Consider the following 17,743-nt stretch of genomic DNA (forward strand, 5'->3'; position numbering starts at 1 on the left):
ATCAAAACAAAGAACAGCCGAGCAACTCGCAATAATTGAATATTTGAGACGCTAAACACCAAAGTGCAGTGTCAAAACTGAAAGTTTTTAACCATGAATCATATTTTGTAGTTGCGCAATCCTGAACTAGAGTGAGCCAACTTAAAATAATAAGAGACATGCCAATGTCATTTGAATCAACCAAAGTACCTGACAATACCGAGGGTAAAATGTCAAAACAGCAGAAGAATTTGATCATTCTAGCTGCTGATATCCTATTGTTATTTTTGATGTATAACTTTCTTCCCTTCGACCAAGGCATCAACACAGGTTTAGCGATGCTCGTTTTCGCGGCAATATTATGGCTAACTGAAGCGATTCATATCAGTGTCACCGCCATTTTAATCCCTATCTTAGCGGTTCTATTTGGCGTGTTCGAAACCCAAGCGGCCATGAGCAATTTTGCTAACCCTATTATTTACCTGTTTTTTGGTGGGTTTGTGCTCGCAGCTGCGCTAAACCATCAAGGCATTGATAAGTTAATTGCGCAAAAAGTGCTAGGAGCCTCGAAAGGCCGTTTGTCTGTTGCCTGTGTGATGTTATTCGGGATCACGGCGGGTCTTTCTATGTGGATCAGCAACACGGCAACAACCGCTATGATGCTGCCACTCGCACTTGGGATCTTGCATCAAATCGATATCGAAAAGCATAAGAGTACCTACCTGTTCTTGCTATTGGGTATCGCTTACTCGGCAAACATTGGTGGTATTGGTACCTTGGTGGGCAGCCCACCTAATGCGATTGCCGCGGCTCAAGTGGGTATTTCATTTGCCGATTGGTTGGAGTTCGGCCTGATCACCGTCGCCATCATGCTGCCTATGATGCTTATTGCACTCTATCTGTACTTTAAGCCTGATCTCTCTATGATCTGCGAAGTCAAAACTGAGAAGCAATCGCTCACTTTCCAAGGCAAGCTCACACTACTTATCTTTATCACAACTGTATGTTGCTGGATCTTCAGTAAACCTATTGCTCAAGCCTTAGGCGGGATCGCTAAATTCGATACCATTGTGGCACTCGGCGCAGTCGTATTATTAGCGGGTCTTGGCTTAGTAAAGTGGAAAAAAATTGAAACCACAACGGATTGGGGCGTGCTCATTCTGTTCGGTGGTGGTTTAACGTTAAGTGCCGTGCTAAAAGCGACTGGCACGAGCGTTTTCTTGGCGCACTGGATAACAGACATTTTCGGTAATACCCATATGGCACTATTCACCTTTGCAGTGATTGCTTTCGTCGTCATGTTGACAGAGTTTGCCAGTAACACCGCCAGTGCTGCATTGTTGGTCCCAGTGTTTGCAGCCATAGCCGAAGCATTGGGCCTCTCTCCTGTGATGCTCTCGGTATTGATTGGTATCGCCGCCTCTTGCGCCTTTATGCTGCCTGTTGCGACGCCGCCGAACGCCATCGTGTATGGCTCTGGCTATATTAAGCAATCTGAGATGATGAAGGCGGGTGTGATCATCAACTTTATCAGTATGGTCGCGCTCTATATCATCGCTCATACTTTCTGGGAAATCTAAACCCTAGCTTCAAACTATTAGCCCTGCCTTTCTTTGTCAGGGCTAATTTTTTGCTTCACTACTTGCGTACTAAGTGTTCACTATCTCCGCTACTCCACATTCACTAAAGCGTCATCCAGAGCCTGAATAATATCTTCGACAGACTCTAGGCCAACGGAGATCCTCAGTAAGTTGTCTTTAATTCCCGCCTTAATGCGCTCCTCTTCGCTGTAGGGAGAATGTGTCATTGATGCAGGGTGCTGAATTAACGACTCGGCATCACCAAGGCTGACAGCGATAGAAAACAGTGATAACCGATTGATGAAGGCAATTGATTGCTCTAGGCTTGCCTCTAACTCGAACGCAATGACGCCTCCAGCCCGGCGCATCTGGGTGCCTATCAACGCATGTCCTGGATGACTTTCAAGGCCGGGATAGTAAACATTAGAAACTTTGCAATGACCTTCTAGATAATTTGCCACTTTCTCAGCATTATCGCAGTGCCGGGTTACCCGTACGTCTAAGGTTTTCAGTCCACGCAAAATCAACCAAGCATCGTGGGGAGAGATCACCGCACCAACATCTTTAAGCACTTCAAACTTAATCACTTCCATCTGCTCATTGCTGGCACAGATAAGCCCAGCAATCACATCGCCATGGCCATTGAGATACTTTGTTGCACTGTGAATTACAATATCGATCCCATGTTTAATAGGTTGTTGCAATAGTGGCGTCATAAAGGTGTTATCCACCACACTCACTAACTTATGTCGCTTGGCGACGCTGGCGATCACATCGAGATTAAACACATCGAGGTGAGGATTGACTGGTGTCTCGCAAAATATCACTTTGGTATTGGGCTTTATTGCAGCTTCAATCGCGGCCTCATCAGTAAAATTAACTAACGTCACCTCGATACCAAACTTAACGAGTTGCGAGGTCATAAGGGAAAAAGTGCAGCCATAAACAGCGTGTGATGCGACTAAGTGGTCGCCATGGCTTAAGTTTGCCAACAGAGCCGCCGAAACTGCCGCCATCCCCGATGCCGTAGCCGCAGCAGCATCGCTGCCCTCGAGTGCGGCAATTTTACGCTCAAGTTCTGCCGTGGTCGGGTTGCCTAATCGGGTATAGATATAGCCTTGCTCATCACCCGTAAATCTAGCTCCTCCCTGCTCTGCGGTATCAAACACAAAGGTCGCACTCTGGCACAGAGGCGTCACCAGTGCGCCGGACTCATTATTCTCACGCCCGGCGTGGATCACTTTTGTGGCAAGTTGCCATCTATCTTGCATAATGCTCTCCCAACTTGGTAACAACTGACCTTGTAATAGTTGTTAATGTCAGTGGTGGTTCTGCGATTCTCGGCCGTATTAATCAAGCACTTCAACAATTGAAATAACCTAGGCTGGCTTTTAGTTAAGCTGTCAAGATGACCTAGTTAGGTCAAAGTTTAAACTCTTGGGAGATAATTGAAGATAAGCGACTTGTAAACTGGTTGTTACAAGCCACTTAAAATAAAGCAAGGGGGAAGGATACAAACTCTCGTTAAAGGGGGATAACAACAAGGATAATTATTTTGAACTAGGCGATTTTTCTGCCTTAACCGTCTTCGACAAAACGCTTGCTGATAGCTCCTTTAGGCTAAGGAGTAACTCTTTATGGATCCCGGACAGCTTAGGTTTTGATTGCTGGTTAAACTCAAGCGGGCGACAAAGTGCCATCGCTTGATAACCTAGCCTTGCAGTTAACAGTCCACCACCTAGACCTTGACCCAGCCTCGCCGATAACTTACCAGACATCTCGACCGACAGTAACTGGGTGCCTAAGTCGGTGATAATCTCACTGGAACCTGCATAGATAATATTGCCAATAATACTACGAATAAGCTTTATTCTGCTCCAGTAACCCAACTCTATGCCATAGCAATCGGCAATTTTATTGATCATGCTCTGGTTACGCCAAAGAATGATCGCCATATCCAATACTGCAAGAGGACTCGCGGCCAATAGCAATGCTGACTCTTGGGCAAAACGGCGCACGATTTTCTTCGCAACTAGGTCTCTTTCCGTTAACACTATAGAGTCGAACAGCATCAATTTCTCGGCATCGTTATGCTCTGAGGTGTTATTTAGTTGGAACTTGGTCAATGCAGCTGTCTTTGGCAATTTAGCGACAATTTCATCGATAAAGGGATCAGCCTCCCCCATCTGCATACTGTGCACTAGACGCTTACCCACTATTTGGGTGTCTTCGATGTTTTTTAGTGCCTTGAGCTTACGCCATTCAACAAAAGTCACTTTGCCAGCCCAAAGTAGCACTAATCCGGTCACGGTGGCATAAAGCCCAAATAACCAGCTACTTTGTACAAATGCAGCCTGTAGACTAAGAAATGCTTCTACCGCGACAACCACAGCAATGCCTGCTAAACACACTCTCGCGAGCCAGTTACGCGGAGTCTTAGCGGGTTTATCTTGCTCTAAATCAACGGATTCAAAACCGGAGTACCCTTCATCTATAAGGGTTTCAAGTTCAGGATCGACCATCATTTCTGTTTCAATAAATTCGATTTTTGACTCGAAACTAACGCTATGAGCAAGTTTAGATTCGGGCTCTTTGACGTCGCCGTCAAATCGCTGTTGCTTTCTTATGGAATTATCACCTTGTGACATAATCACTCACTTACTAAAAATCACTTTAACTTATCGCCCAGCAGATACTGCAACACATGATCTAATCGAATATGTTCAAAATCGGCATTACTACGCTGGGTATTTTGATTGGTTGCCGGGGCAAAGTTAACAAACTCAAACCCCTGTTTATCCCAAAAATCGGCAGCGGGCAGAGACTTAGGCACCTCACCTGGAAACAAAGTCACTGACTGACGTTGACCAAGTTCTGTCCCGCGAACCACCTCAATCTCTTTGCCGTCTTGCTTCACCATGCCATGGCTGGTCGATTTAATAGCACTGATAGCCATCGTCTCGACTTCGCAGCCTTCAAATTTAGCGTACTGCTGGCTTTGATGCACAAGCTGAGTCAACAGTGACAGTACATTGCCCTGCTGATCACGTGTCACATGATCCACCTTACTCGCGGCAAACAGCAATTTATCAATTTTGGGTGCAAATAGTCGTTTCAACAAACTCGACTGCCCGAAATGAAAACTCTCCATCACAGCGTGGATAGCCGACTTCATATCATCAAATTGGGCTCGACCACGATTTAACGGAGTGAAGCAGTCGACCAATACCAGTTGTCTATCAAACTTTGCAAAATAGTCCTGATAAAAGGGTTTAACCACCCTTGTCACGTACTCTTTATAGCGCTGCTTTAATGTGTGGTAAAAACTATTGGCTACTGATTGCTCCAGAGACTGAAACGCTTCTTCGTCTAAATTGAGCAATGGAAATAAAGCCAGTACTGGCGTGCCATCTAACTCTCCAGGCAACAGCAAACGCCCCGGTTGAGCATAATAGAATCCATGATTATTGACGCAGTCTTGCAATACTTTCTGGTAAAGGTCGGCGATCTCCTGCAGCTTAAGTTCATCCGCTGGACTGGCAAGGTCCACGGTATTTAGGGCCTTGGAGAATGCGCAAAAATGTTCCGAACGTTCAAATACAGCCTTTCGCTGCACTTGGGTATTTGACCACTGCTGGAATGAAAGCTTGAGCATGGGTAGATCCAGTAACCACTCACCTGGATAATCGACAATATCTAAATACAAGGTTGCGCTATCGGTCAGTTTCGACAACAGGCCTTTGGCTGGGCGATACTTGATAGCAAGTCGTAACTCACTAATATTACGTGTGGAAACTGGCCAAGTCTGCGGCTCGCTAGTTAATGACTTAACGGCCGCGTCATAATTAAAACTTGGAATGGTCAAGTCAGGCTGCATATCGCGTTTAACACCATAGAGCCTGCCATCTCTAGCGACTCGCCATAAAGGCAGCTGCGAGCTTGTTTCTGCAATACCTGAATGTAGCAGTTGATTGACTAAGCCTGTAATAAAGGCAGTTTTACCCGCTCCAGCTAATCCAGTAACCGCTAATCGTAAATTTCTATCTGTGGTTCTTAGTGCAACGGCTTGAGTATTCTTTCCGAGCTTTTTGAGTGACTGTTTAAGACTCGCCATAAAATGATGTGAAACCCGTCTGAGGAAGTTCTAGGGCAGTATAACCTGCCCCTTGATTGAACTATAAATTTTAGCGCTATAGATTATTAATTTGATCTTTAAGATCGTAGTTATCAGATGTCACATGACGCTCTAAGTTCTGTAATCGAACTTCTAACGACCTAAACTGGCTATTCACATCCCTTAATGCCATTTTAGCAGGTTCACCTGACTGCCAAATCTTCTTCTTTAGTCCAATTTCTTTATTTAAAATTTCGTTTTTACCTGTGCCTGGTTTGATATCCAATATCATCCACAGCAACACATAGATAATCAGTACAATCCCAGAGCCACCCAATAAGAAAATTGAAGCGGCTAACACTCTGACTAACCAAGGTTCGAAATTAAAGTAATCTGCTATGCCTGCGCAAACACCCGCAATTTTACCTGACTGAGGAATTCGATATAACGTTCTATTGCCTTCGTTCATCTCTACTTCCTCCTTGTTATTTAATTAAATGGTGACACGTATCTACAGTATTAAGTCGATGTAGTTTAATCATTGCGACTTCTCCACTGCGGTGCCTCACTGTCTAAGATAGCTTCTAAGGTCTCGATGCGATGCGACATCTTGTCAGCTTTAGCAATCAACTCATTTAACTGGCTAAACTCTTCTTCAGTAAGTCCCTGGCTAACCTGTTTCTTACTGCGGTAATGAAGAATTAGCCATATTGGAGCCACAAATATTAAAAATATAATAATTGGGGCCATCAAAATATCCATGTTCATAACTCACCTCTGATCTTATCTATTACTTAGCTTTAGTCTTGCTTCCCTTCATTTTCGCCTTAAGCGCTTCAAGCTCTGCATTGACTGAATCTTCAGCTTCTAGCGCTGCAAACTCATCATTAAGCGTCTTCTTATTACCCAAATCGTAAGAATCGACCTGCGACTCTAGGCTTTCTACGCGGCGCTCATATTGCTCAAATTTACTCATCGCATTATCAATCTTGCTTGAATCAAGCTGCTTTTTCACTTCTAAACGAGATGAAGCAGTCTGCTTGCGCATGATAATCGTCTTTTGACGGGCTTTAGCATCGGCTAGCTTTTCTTGAAGTAAGTTCACTTCGTCTTTAAGACGTAGGATGTGCTCTTCAACTACAACCAACTCGGCAGCTAGAGTTTCGGCTAGGTCATTGGCTTTTTGCTTTTCAACTAAAGCAGCCTTAGCAAGATCTTCACGGTCTTTAGACAAAGCTAATTCAGCTTTGCTTTCCCAATCTTGTACTTGCTCTTGTACTTTTGCGATACGACGAATGATCTCTTTTTTCTCTGCTAATACTTTAGCTGAGGTAGAGCGCACTTCTACTAACGTATCTTCCATCTCTTGGATGATCAGACGAACCATTTTCTCTGGATCTTCAGCCTTATCAAGTAATGCACTGATATTCGAGTTAATGATGTCTGCAAAGCGTGAAAAGATTCCCATAATGTTTTCCTCTAATTAACGTTGGATTCGATAATTACAATCCATATTCCGTGCCAACTTTAACTTTTCAATACTATACAGCTACTTAAACAAATATTTAACTTTTTCTTTCATTTATAAACTGAGCATCATATTATTATTTTCACCAATAATTAGCGTGAAAGACTAAATTACTGTGAGAAAGCAATTTCAACAAGATAACCTTATCGGTCAATCCAATGCTCTTTTAGAAGTCTTAGAGCACATTTCACAAGTTGCTCCACTGTCTAAGCCAGTGCTAATAATTGGTGAACGCGGCACAGGAAAAGAGCTTATCGCCGAGCGATTACACTACTTATCAAAGCGTTGGGATCAGAGCTTTATCAAACTTAACTGCTCGTCCTTAAGTGAAAACTTACTCGAAAGTGAGCTATTTGGCCATGATGCAGGTGCATTTACAGGAGCCAGTAAGAAGCATGAAGGTCGATTTGAGCGCGCCGACGGCGGCACGCTGTTTTTAGATGAGCTAGCCAATACTTCAGGGCTGATTCAGGAAAAACTATTACGAGTCATTGAATACGGCGAATTTGAACGAGTCGGTGGTAGTAAAACAGTACAAACTGATGTGCGTCTAATCTGTGCCGCCAACGAGGACTTACCCACTCTTGCCGATGCCGGTGAGTTTAGAGCCGATCTGCTCGATAGACTGGCTTTCGATGTGATCACCCTGCCGCCCCTGAGACACAGAAGCGAGGACATCATGCCGTTGGCCGAATATTTTGCTATAGGCATGGCAAGACAGTTAAAACTGGAGCTCTTTGAGGGTTTTAGCAACAATGCTATCGAACAGCTAATGGAATATCAGTGGCCAGGTAATATCCGTGAGCTTAAAAATGTCGTCGAGCGTAGCGTCTATCGAAATGCCGAAACTAATGCCGCAATCGATCAGATCATTATCGACCCATTTGCTTCTCCCTATCGCCCGACTAAACGGGTCAAGACCAAAGAGCGGCAACAAACGATTTCACCCGAGGTGGATTCAGCCGCGACCAATAGCAGCGCTGAAGTAAGTGCTAACATAAGTACTAGCAATAGTGCAGCAACTGATGTGGGTGTTAGCTTTCCTATCGACTTTAAAACCCATTGTGAACAGGGTGAAGTAAGGATCTTAAAACAAGCATTAGAAGCGGGTCAGTTTAATCAAAAGAAAACCGCGGAACTGCTAGGACTAAGCTACCATCAACTGCGCGGGATCTTAAAGAAATACAACTTGCTGGATAAATAATTGCTGTTAGCTAGCGGGCACTGTTAAAATAGCTAATATCGTTCAGTTCAAAAATGACGGCTTAATGAAACAGCTGCTTAAGAGAATAAAGTTAATCACTGGGGTCTCTTTGATTAACTTGTTACTCACCGCCTGTGGTCCACAGCAAGTTCCGACGGGTTTAGTCTATTGCTCAGAAGGCAATCCAGAGACTTTTAACCCGCAATTGGTGACCTCTGGCACCACAATTGATGCCACTTCACAGCAGTTATACGACAGTTTAGTCGATTATGACCCAGTATCTGGTGAGATAGTGCCTGCCCTCGCTACCTCATGGGAGACGTCTGCTGATGGTCTAAGCTACCGCTTTAAATTGCGCCATGGGGTGCAGTTCCATCAAACACCGCTATTTACCCCAACTCGTCTCTTTAACGCCGATGATGTGCTGTTCTCTTTCAATCGCATCATAGATAACGATAATCCTTATCATAGGATCTCAAAAACAGGTTATCCCTTCTTTCAGAGTATTGGCTTCAATCAAACGGTAAATAAAATTGAAAAAGTCGCCGATGATGAAGTGGTATTTCACCTAACTCAAAGCGACGCGTCCTTCCTTTCCAACTTAGCAACCGGGTTTTCAGTCATTCTTTCTAAAGAATACGCCGATAACCTCTTGGCTCAGGGAACACCGGAATTGTTGGACAGAAAACCTGTGGGTACCGGCCCTTTTCAGTTAGTCAAATATGTTAAAAACGAGCTGATCCGCTATCACCGCAATGACAATTTTTGGCGTACGCTACCTGAATTTGAACAGTTAGTGTTTAACATCACGCCGCAAAGTAGTACCAGATTAACTAAGCTGATCACTGGCGATTGCAGCGTATCGGCCCTGCCGAAGGCGGGAGAATTACCCGTCATTAAAGAGCATCCTAATCTTGAACTCGACACTCAGCTAGGCTTCAACGTCGCATTTTGGGCATTCAATACCAAGAAAAAACCTTTCGATGACGTACGGGTGCGCCAAGCCTTAGCCTACGCCGTCGATAAGCAGAATATCTTGCGGGCGGTATACCAAGAAACGGCCATAAAGGCGACTGGCATGCTGCCGCCTCAATCTTGGGCCTATCATTATAATAAGAGCACTTATCAATATAACCCTGAAAAGGCTCGTTCATTATTAGCCGATGCGGGCATAGAAAACTTAAATATCGATATCTGGGCGATGCCAGTCGCTCGCATATACAACCCCAATGCATTGAAAACCGCGGAGTTAATTCAAGCGGATTTAGCCAACATTGGTGTGAAAGTGAATATCGTGACCTACGATTGGAGTGTGTTCAACCAAAAGCTCAGTCTTAACGATTACGACTCGGTACTGATAGGCTGGAATGCCGATAATAGCGATCCCGATAACTTCTTCTCGCCTATGATGAGCTGTGATGCATTAAAATCATCGAGTAACCGTGCTCAATGGTGTAATCTTGAGATGGATCGTATCTTAGCGAAGGCCAAAGCCACAACGTCAGAGACAGAGCGAAAAGCCCTGTATCAACAGGCCGAGTCTCTGTTTATCGAACATGTTCCTATGATGCCTTTTGCTCACGCCACGCAGCTAACCTTTAAGAGCAAAAATATTAAGCAAACTCAGCTTACTCCTTTTGGTGGGATCTCATTTGAGCGAGCCAAGAAGATAACATCAGAGGAGGAGCTATAATGGGCCGCTATCTTCTACGCAGATTAAATCTGTTTATAGCAACGAGTTTCGTCCTAATAGCTGTGTTGTTTGTAACCACAGGTTATTTCCCTACCAATAAAACCGTTGCACTAACTGGGATCTCTAACCCAACGCCAGAGCAACTTCACGATATCGAAGAGACTTATCAATTAAATGAGAGTCAGCTAGAGCAATTTTTTGCCTATACCAAAACGCGTTTAAGTGGCGACCTAGGGCTATCTGTCACTTCGCAGCGCCCGGTTATTGAAGAGCTGACTCAGGCACTTCCCGCATCATTTGAACTTGCTATCGTATCTGGCTTAATTGCGGTATTTCTTGGTGTGCCACTTGGAGTGTTTGCTTCACTCAGTAAGAACAAGGTCACCCAGCACAGTATTATGGCAATAACTTTAACCGGTTACTCGATTCCTGTTTTTTGGCTAGGACTAACGTTATCGTTATGGTTTGGCGTTAAGCTTGGCTGGCTTCCGGTTTCAGGACGAATCAACCTGTTATATGAAATAGAACCTGTGACAGGCTTTATGCTGATAGATACCTTACTCTGGGATTCTGTCTATCGTTTTTCCGCTTTTAAAGATGCATTGTTCCATATCATCTTACCGTCCATAACCTTAGCGGTGCTGCCTTTTACTGTGGTCGTACGTATTACTCGTGCCGCCATGCTCAACATCATGGAGCAGCCCTATATTAAAGCCGCTGAAGCTAGAGGCTTGCACACCAGCACGATTGTGCTGCGTCATGCGCTGCCTAACGCATTGATCCCAGTTTTAAAAAATATGGGCCTCATGCTAGGTACCTTTGCCAGTTATGCCATGATTGTTGAGGTTATTTTCTCATGGCCAGGCGTAGGTAGCTGGTTAGTATCTGGCATATACCAACGAGATTACACCGTTATTCAAGGTGGCGTGTTGGGCGTTGCACTGACCATCATATTCTTGAGTATCTTAATTGAAGTCATACATAACGCTTATAATCCGCTAAGCAGGAAAGAGATCTATGCCGCGAATTAGGATCTACCAAGAAGACCATATACTTTCTCCAACCCAGAAAGTGTGGCAAGCATTTGCCGATAACCCTTTTGCACTTATTGGGCTTTGGGCTGTGTGTTGTATGCTTACCTTAGCCGTTTTCGGACCTTGGATTGCGCCTTTCTCACCAGAGCAGCAAGACTCGCTCGCGTTACTCTTGCCGCCCTCGTGGGATGCTAGCGGAACGGTTGAGCACTTCCTAGGTACCGATGACTTAGGCCGAGATATTTTCAGCCGCCTGCTCCATGGTGCCCACCTAACATTTGGTATGGCGCTGGCAATCGTACTGGCATCATTAGTCGTTGGTTTTATCATCGGCTCAATATCCGGCATGATGAAAGGACTAAAATCCTCGATATTAAGTCACTTACTGGACGCGCTGTTATCTATCCCTTCGTTACTGCTAGCCATTTTAGTTGTGGCGATAATGGGGCCTGGGCTTGAAAATGTATTTTGGGCGGTAGGTATTGCTCTAACGCCACAATTTGTTAGGGCTATTCACCAAGCAGTACATGAAGAGTTGCAAAAAGACTACGTAACAGCAGCTAAGCTAGATGGTGCAAACTCAATTCAAGTTTTTTGGTACGTAATTATGCCTAACGTCTGGGAAACCGTCATTATTCAAACTACCTTGGCAATTTCTGCCGCAATTTTGGATATTGCCGCGTTGGGATTCTTAAACCTTGGCGCTCAGGCTCCTAGCCCAGAATGGGGGGCGATGGTGTCACAAGGGCTGGATAACTTATTGACAGCGCCTTGGACGGTAACCATACCTGGTGTTGCCATTTTATGTAGCGTACTGGCTATCAACTTAGTTGGTGACGGTTTGAGATCGGCGTTATCGCCCATCAGAAATTAATACTATGCCATTACTCGATATTCGTAATCTCACCATTGAACTCGATACGCCCCACGGCCGAGTCAAGGCGCTAGAGCGAGTCAGCTTAACCATTAACCCCGGCGAATTACATGGCCTAGTGGGTGAATCAGGTTCAGGCCGCACCCTGCTGGCCCGTGCTATTTTAGGGGTGCCAGGACATAACTGGACAATAACCGCCGACCGCATGATGTGGGATGGGCAAAATTTAATGGACATGTCGGCTAAGCAGCGACGTAATTTAATGGGCAGTGAAATAGCCGTTATTTTCCAAGATCCGACTGGCAGTTTAGATCCTGCTATCTCTGTAGGCAGTCAACTTATTGAAGCCATGCCAATCGATAAGCAAGTCTCATTCTGGAAACGTAACAAGGCCCGTAAGGCCACGGCTCAAAAGTGGCTGCATAAAGTCGGTATTAAAAACACTGAAGAAGTGATGAGCAGTTATGCGTGGGAGCTCTCTGCTGGTGAATGTCAAAAAGTTATGATTGCGATGGCCATTGCCAACCAGCCTCGCCTGTTAATCGCCGACGAACCCACCGACTCTATGGAGTTAAGCACTCAAGCGCAAATATTCAGGCTTCTGGGTAAACTCAATCAGCTACACAGTGTTTCAATTTTATTGATTAGCCACGAGCTAGAAACACTATCAGGCTGGTGTGACCAACTAACGGTTTTATACTGTGGTCAGGTTATGGAGTCAGGCCCTACAGCTGAATTATTAGAGCAACCTTTTCACCCTTATACTAAAGCGTTACTCGATAACATGCCTGATTACTCTGGCGGATTGGCTCATAAATCAGTAATGCAAACATTGCCAGGCTCTTCGCCTGCGTTGCAGCATCTGCCGATTGGCTGCCGACTTGGGCCCCGTTGCCCACAGGCACAAAAACGTTGCGTCAGTAAACCAAGCCTATGCCATAAGAAAGACCGCTATTTTGCTTGCCATTTCCCATACCACAGTGAGCCATGTAATGACGACTCCACTTCTTAAAGTTACTGATCTCAGCAAAAGTTATTATGCTGGCTACAAGCGTTTTAAGCGACAATACAACCATGCTTTATCACCGGTTTCATTTGAACTAAACCGTGGTGAGACCTTGGCTATTGTCGGCGAAGCAGGATCCGGTAAAACCACCATTGCCCGTATTTTGGTAGGTGCAGAGATTAGAAGTGGCGGTGAGATCTTCTTTGAAGGAGAGCCGTTGGACAAACATGATTTAAAGCAGCGCTGCCGCCTGATCCGCATGATCTTCCAAGATCCTAATACCTCACTCAATCCAAGACTCACTATTGGTGAGTTATTAGATGAACCTTTAAAGTTCAGCACCAATTTAGACAGCTCTGAGCGAAAAGCACAGGTTATCGATAAACTCAGAAAAGTCGGCCTACTGCCAGAGCATGCTGAATTTTATCCCCATATGATTTCTGAAGGCCAGAAACAGCGTGTCGCTGTAGCTCGAGCCTTGATGCTAGATCCTAAAATCATCATTGCAGATGAAGCTCTAACGGCTTTGGACCTTTCGGTTAGATCGCAAATTCTTAATTTACTGCTAGAGTTGCAGCAAGAGATGGGGCTGTCTTATATATTCGTATCTCATAATATGAATATCATTCGCCATGTAAGCGATAAAATTATGGTGCTTAAAAAAGGGGTTATGGTTGAAAAAGCAACTACAGAACAGCTATTTAACCAACCTCAACATGAGTACACTCAGAGGCTAATTCAAGATCAGAGTCTGTTTATACGTAAGAAGTAATACCAATCAGTATAAATATTTGATCGCTCAGCGAGAGTTTAACGCTTTTGAGGCAAGGTCAATAAATGCTCCGGTATTAATGACATTACCACATCTGACCTCCAAGGCCTTAAGCGTTCCATACGCTTTGAAGGCATTTCCCATATCCCTATGGGTCAGTGGAGGAAATATCTTATGTATGTCTGGAACATACAAGACCATGTGGTTTGCAACGAGTGAAGAGTATAGTTGAACTTAGTTTAAGCTTGTTAACAAGTAAACTGCTCCAACCACTGATAAAAAGACCGTTTTTTCATAAAAAAAAGTGCCATTTGATGTCGGTTTAATTATCCTAGAGACAATTTTTTAAGAGAATCAAAAAATATGATCATCAAACCTAGAATCCGTGGTTTTATTTGTACTACGACCCATCCTGTTGGCTGTGAAGCTAATGTCCTTGAGCAAATCAACTTTACCAAGGCAAAAGGCAAAATTGCTAATGGCCCTAAAAAAGTCTTAGTTGTCGGCTCTTCAAGTGGATACGGTCTTTCGTCACGCATTACAGCTGCCTTTGGTAGTGATGCCGCCACATTAGGTGTGTTTTTTGAAAAACCTAGTACCGAAACCAAACCTGGCACTGCAGGCTGGTACAACTCAGCTGCATTTGACAAGTTTGCAAAAGCTGAAGGACTTTACTCTAAGAGCATCAACTGCGATGCCTTCAGCCACGAAGCTAAGCAAAAAGCCATTGAGCTTATCAAGCAAGACCTAGGTCAAGTGGATATGGTGGTTTACTCACTGGCTTCTCCTGTTCGTAAAATGCCTGATAGCGGTGAAGTTATTCGCTCAACTCTTAAGCCTATCGGTGAGACTTACACTGCGACAGCTGTAGATACCAACAAAGATCTCATTATCGAAGCTAGCGTAGAGCCAGCAACCGAACAAGAAATTGCCGATACCGTTACTGTAATGGGCGGTGAAGACTGGGAACTATGGATGCAAGCGCTGTCAGAAGCTGGCGTACTTAGCGATAACTGCAAAACAGTTGCTTACAGCTACATTGGCACCGAGCTAACTTGGCCTATCTACTGGCACGGCGCACTTGGCAAAGCCAAAATGGATCTAGACCGTGCAGCACAGTCACTTAATTCAAAGCTTTCTGTAACTGGCGGCAGTGCTAATGTTGCTGTACTAAAGAGTGTTGTGACTCAAGCAAGTTCTGCCATTCCAGTTATGCCATTATACATCGCTATGGTATTTAAGAAGATGCGCGCTGAAGGCCTACACGAAGGTTGTATCGAGCAGATTAGCCGTATGTTCAATGAGCGCCTATTTAAGGCTGACGGCACAGCGGCCGACGTAGACGATTCAAATCGCCTACGCCTAGATGACTGGGAGCTTCGCGAAGAGATCCAACAACATTGCCGTGATATGTGGCCACAAGTCACCACTGAAAATCTAGCTGAGCTGACTGATTACCGCGAGTATAAAGAAGAGTTTCTAAAACTGTTCGGTTTCGGTATCGAAGGTATCGACTATGAAGCTGACGTTAACCCACACGTTGAGTTTGATGTCGTTTCAATCTAAATCACCTCGTGAATTAGCTAATACTATTCTGTATTAACGTAAACGCCGCAATATTTTATTGCGGCGTTTTTTATTGCGCCTTCGCGACCTCTATCAGCCCACTGCGTGCCTAGCTGACTTTGTCGTCAGGCCTATCACTGAGTACCCTTGAAATTATACCAATCAGTATAAGAAGTTGATCTACTCAGAGCGTTTTTGGCAAACTAATTCAAGGCGAATAACTGAAAGAATGGTTGCTCCCTTGTGAAGTTATTCAACGCAGAAGTAGGCAGCCAAAAAACAACGAGGACAGCAAGAAAAGCAGTAAGCTTTTAATCTTTATCTTCGTGATCTCCGAGAAAGCAGAGCGCTTCATAGTGTGGGAGTTTATTCAGCCCATAAAAAAACCGGCCTAAGCCGGTTTTTATTGCCTCAGTGAGGCGCACTGCTATTTATTTAATAGTGCTTATTCAGCAATTCTTATTCAGCAACAGGGTAAAGAACTTCACCCTTAGCCTTTAGTGATGCGATCACCGCACGGTAATCGTTTTCACTGTATTGTGAGCTTAAACGCTGCTTAAGTGAATCAAGAAGATTAGCATCAACACCTTCAGCGGCATTAACTTGCTTCAATACAACTACCGCGTAACCATTTGCTAAAGCAACAGTATCAACTGAAGGCTTGTCGCTTGGTTGAGCCATCGCGAACGCCTTGTTCACAATCGCACCATCCACGTCTTGTGCAAAACGAGCAAGCTTATCTTGAACGATATAGTCAGTTGTCACACCAGAAGCTTCAACTGCAGTCATGGCTTCTTGTGCTTGCTTACGCGCCGCTTCGTTAGCTTGTTCTTGCTTGAGACGATTAGCAATTGCATTACGAACATCAGCTAAATCCATAGTGCCAGCAGCTTTATGCGTATTGACACGAATCACAACTACGTGGTTAGGCTCAACTTCTAAAACATCACTGTTCATGCCATCAAGCAGTACATTTGAAGAAAATGCTTCTTTAAGTACATCTGGAGCGGTGAACAACTCAGGCGGATTAGAGCGAGTAAACTCTGGTGTTGTTTTAACTTCAACACCTAAGTCTTTAGCCGCATCGACTAAGGTATCAGGTACTTCATAACTAGTATCAGCCAAAACTTGCTGTAGCTCGTAGAACTTGTCTACCGCTTGCTTGTCTTTAAGCTGAGCAAGGATCTTCTCTTTTACGTCAGCAAACGGCGCCTGAGCACCAGGTTGAATATCTAATGCCTTGATGATGTGGTAACCAAAGTTTGTTTTCACAACATTTGAGTATTCGCCTTTATTAAGCGCAAACAATGCAGTGTCAAATTCAGGCTCCATAACACCCGCTTCGAACCAATCTAGTTGACCACCTTGCTCACCGCTAAAGGTATCTTCAGATTCAGTCTTAGCAATTTCGGCGAAATCAGCACCGTCTTGAAGTTGCTTGTAAATCGCTTCAGCTTTCGCTTTAGCAGCATCTTCATCATCACCTAGTTGCACTAAGATATGTGCAGCTAAACGCTTCTCAGCTTGAGTGTAGTTCGCTTTGTGCTCATCGTAATAAGCTTGAGCTTCAGCATCGGTTACTGCGATATCTTTAGCTAGATCTTTCGCATCAAGCTCGATGTAGTTCAGGCTCACCACTTCAGGACGAATGAACTGATCTAGGTTTGAATCGTAATAGGTTTTGATCTGCTCATCGGTAACGCTGATATCAGCAAGGAATGGAGTCGCATCGATAACCTTGTAATCAATATCACGAGTCTGACCTTGAAGATCGGCTAAATACTTAGCTTCACCAGGAAGAACAAATTCAGAACCCACTAAGGTCGCAACAAGCTGACGGCGAGTCATATCGATGCGCATCATGTCTCTGAAAGAGTTAGCTTGGTAGCCCAGCTGACGTAAAATAGCTTGATAACGGTCATTATCAAATACACCGTCAGTCTGGAACGCAGGTTCAGTCATGATTGCAGCTTTAATCTGTTCATCAGATACGCGTAGACCAAGCTCTGCAGCATTTTGGTCAAGTAGCTTATCGGCTACTAAGCGCTCTAATACACTTTGCTTAACACTCTGCATATAGTTGTCATCAGCAGACAAAGTGGCAAACATATCACCTAACTGTTGCTCTAAGCGGCTGCGCTCATTTTGATAGGCTTGTTCTAACGCAGAGTTGCTGATCTCTTCACCATTTACGGTAGCAGCTGCAACCTCAGTTGAAGAACCTAAATAACTACTTACACCGGTAAATGCAAATGAAAGTATCACAAGGATTAATATGCTTTTAGCAATTACACCTTGCGAGCCTTCGCGAATCTTTTCTAACATCAGACTTCTCGCTTGTTGCGATTAATAAAATAAAAAGGCGCATCACTGTTTGATGCGCCTTTTTGTAA

Annotated in this window: 15 protein-coding genes; 8 read left to right on the forward strand and 7 right to left on the reverse strand. The window is 44.3% G+C overall.

Annotation, left to right across the window (positions count from 1 at the left end; translation table 11 throughout):
* Positions 1 to 164: 164 nt before the first annotated feature.
* Positions 165 to 1,559, forward strand: coding sequence for a DASS family sodium-coupled anion symporter (locus Q1A86_RS11340; protein WP_299806575.1), 1,395 nt, complete (start codon positions 165 to 167; stop codon positions 1,557 to 1,559).
* Between the two features lie 89 nt (positions 1,560 to 1,648).
* On the opposite strand, the gene Q1A86_RS11345 is transcribed toward Q1A86_RS11340, so the two are convergent.
* The 6 genes from Q1A86_RS11345 to pspA form a co-directional block, all read right to left on the reverse strand.
* A complete protein-coding gene (locus Q1A86_RS11345; protein ID WP_299806577.1) occupies positions 1,649 to 2,830 on the reverse strand; it encodes a PLP-dependent aspartate aminotransferase family protein in 1,182 nt (393 codons plus the stop codon).
* A gap of 279 nt (positions 2,831 to 3,109) precedes the next feature.
* Positions 3,110 to 4,207, reverse strand: a complete 1,098-nt coding sequence (locus Q1A86_RS11350; RefSeq protein WP_299806579.1) for a TIGR01620 family protein — start codon at positions 4,205 to 4,207, stop codon at positions 3,110 to 3,112.
* A 20-nt stretch (positions 4,208 to 4,227) separates the two neighbouring features.
* The gene (locus Q1A86_RS11355; protein ID WP_299806581.1) at positions 4,228 to 5,673 is read right to left on the reverse strand and encodes a YcjX family protein; all 1,446 of its coding nucleotides are present in this window, start codon (positions 5,671 to 5,673) and stop codon (positions 4,228 to 4,230) included.
* Positions 5,674 to 5,749: 76 nt separating this feature from the next.
* Positions 5,750 to 6,142 carry an envelope stress response membrane protein PspC gene (gene pspC / locus Q1A86_RS11360; RefSeq protein ID WP_299806583.1) on the reverse strand — a complete coding sequence of 131 codons (393 nt, stop codon included), beginning with the start codon at positions 6,140 to 6,142 and terminating at the stop codon, positions 5,750 to 5,752.
* 65 nt (positions 6,143 to 6,207) lie between these two features.
* Positions 6,208 to 6,435, reverse strand: coding sequence for an envelope stress response membrane protein PspB (gene pspB / locus Q1A86_RS11365; protein ID WP_299806756.1), 228 nt, complete (start codon positions 6,433 to 6,435; stop codon positions 6,208 to 6,210).
* Between the two features lie 28 nt (positions 6,436 to 6,463).
* A complete protein-coding gene (gene pspA / locus Q1A86_RS11370) occupies positions 6,464 to 7,141 on the reverse strand; it encodes a phage shock protein PspA (RefSeq protein ID WP_299806585.1) in 678 nt (225 codons plus the stop codon).
* Between the two features lie 175 nt (positions 7,142 to 7,316).
* On the opposite strand from pspA, the gene pspF reads away from it, so the two are divergent.
* The 7 genes from pspF (at position 7,317) to fabV (ending at position 15,350) form a co-directional block, all read left to right on the forward strand.
* The gene (gene pspF / locus Q1A86_RS11375; protein ID WP_299806587.1) at positions 7,317 to 8,405 is read left to right on the forward strand and encodes a phage shock protein operon transcriptional activator; all 1,089 of its coding nucleotides are present in this window, start codon (positions 7,317 to 7,319) and stop codon (positions 8,403 to 8,405) included.
* Between the two features lie 64 nt (positions 8,406 to 8,469).
* Positions 8,470 to 10,098 (forward strand): ABC transporter substrate-binding protein, encoded by a 1,629-nt coding sequence (locus tag Q1A86_RS11380; RefSeq protein WP_299806589.1) that lies wholly within the window; start codon positions 8,470 to 8,472, stop codon positions 10,096 to 10,098.
* Positions 10,098 to 11,129, forward strand: coding sequence for an ABC transporter permease subunit (locus tag Q1A86_RS11385; protein ID WP_299806591.1), 1,032 nt, complete (start codon positions 10,098 to 10,100; stop codon positions 11,127 to 11,129). The genes Q1A86_RS11380 and Q1A86_RS11385 overlap by 1 nt, the downstream gene beginning before the upstream one ends.
* Positions 11,116 to 12,006 carry an ABC transporter permease subunit gene (locus Q1A86_RS11390; RefSeq protein ID WP_299806593.1) on the forward strand — a complete coding sequence of 297 codons (891 nt, stop codon included), beginning with the start codon at positions 11,116 to 11,118 and terminating at the stop codon, positions 12,004 to 12,006. The genes Q1A86_RS11385 and Q1A86_RS11390 overlap by 14 nt, the downstream gene beginning before the upstream one ends.
* A gap of 4 nt (positions 12,007 to 12,010) precedes the next feature.
* Positions 12,011 to 13,018: an oligopeptide/dipeptide ABC transporter ATP-binding protein gene (locus tag Q1A86_RS11395; RefSeq protein ID WP_299806595.1), complete on the forward strand. Its 1,008-nt coding sequence runs from the start codon at positions 12,011 to 12,013 to the stop codon at positions 13,016 to 13,018.
* Entirely contained in the window at positions 12,999 to 13,784 is a 786-nt protein-coding gene (locus tag Q1A86_RS11400; protein ID WP_299806597.1) for an ATP-binding cassette domain-containing protein, read from the forward strand. Before Q1A86_RS11395 ends, Q1A86_RS11400 begins: the two co-directional genes overlap by 20 nt.
* Before the next feature lie 363 nt (positions 13,785 to 14,147).
* Positions 14,148 to 15,350 (forward strand): enoyl-ACP reductase FabV, encoded by a 1,203-nt coding sequence (gene fabV / locus Q1A86_RS11405; protein WP_299806599.1) that lies wholly within the window; start codon positions 14,148 to 14,150, stop codon positions 15,348 to 15,350.
* Positions 15,351 to 15,809: 459 nt separating this feature from the next.
* On the opposite strand, the gene Q1A86_RS11410 is transcribed toward fabV, so the two are convergent.
* A complete protein-coding gene (locus tag Q1A86_RS11410; RefSeq protein WP_299806601.1) occupies positions 15,810 to 17,675 on the reverse strand; it encodes a SurA N-terminal domain-containing protein in 1,866 nt (621 codons plus the stop codon).
* Positions 17,676 to 17,743: the final 68 nt, after the last annotated feature.

The sequence above is a fragment of the uncultured Shewanella sp. genome (assembly GCF_947497935.1).
Lineage (GTDB): Bacteria > Pseudomonadota > Gammaproteobacteria > Enterobacterales > Shewanellaceae > Shewanella.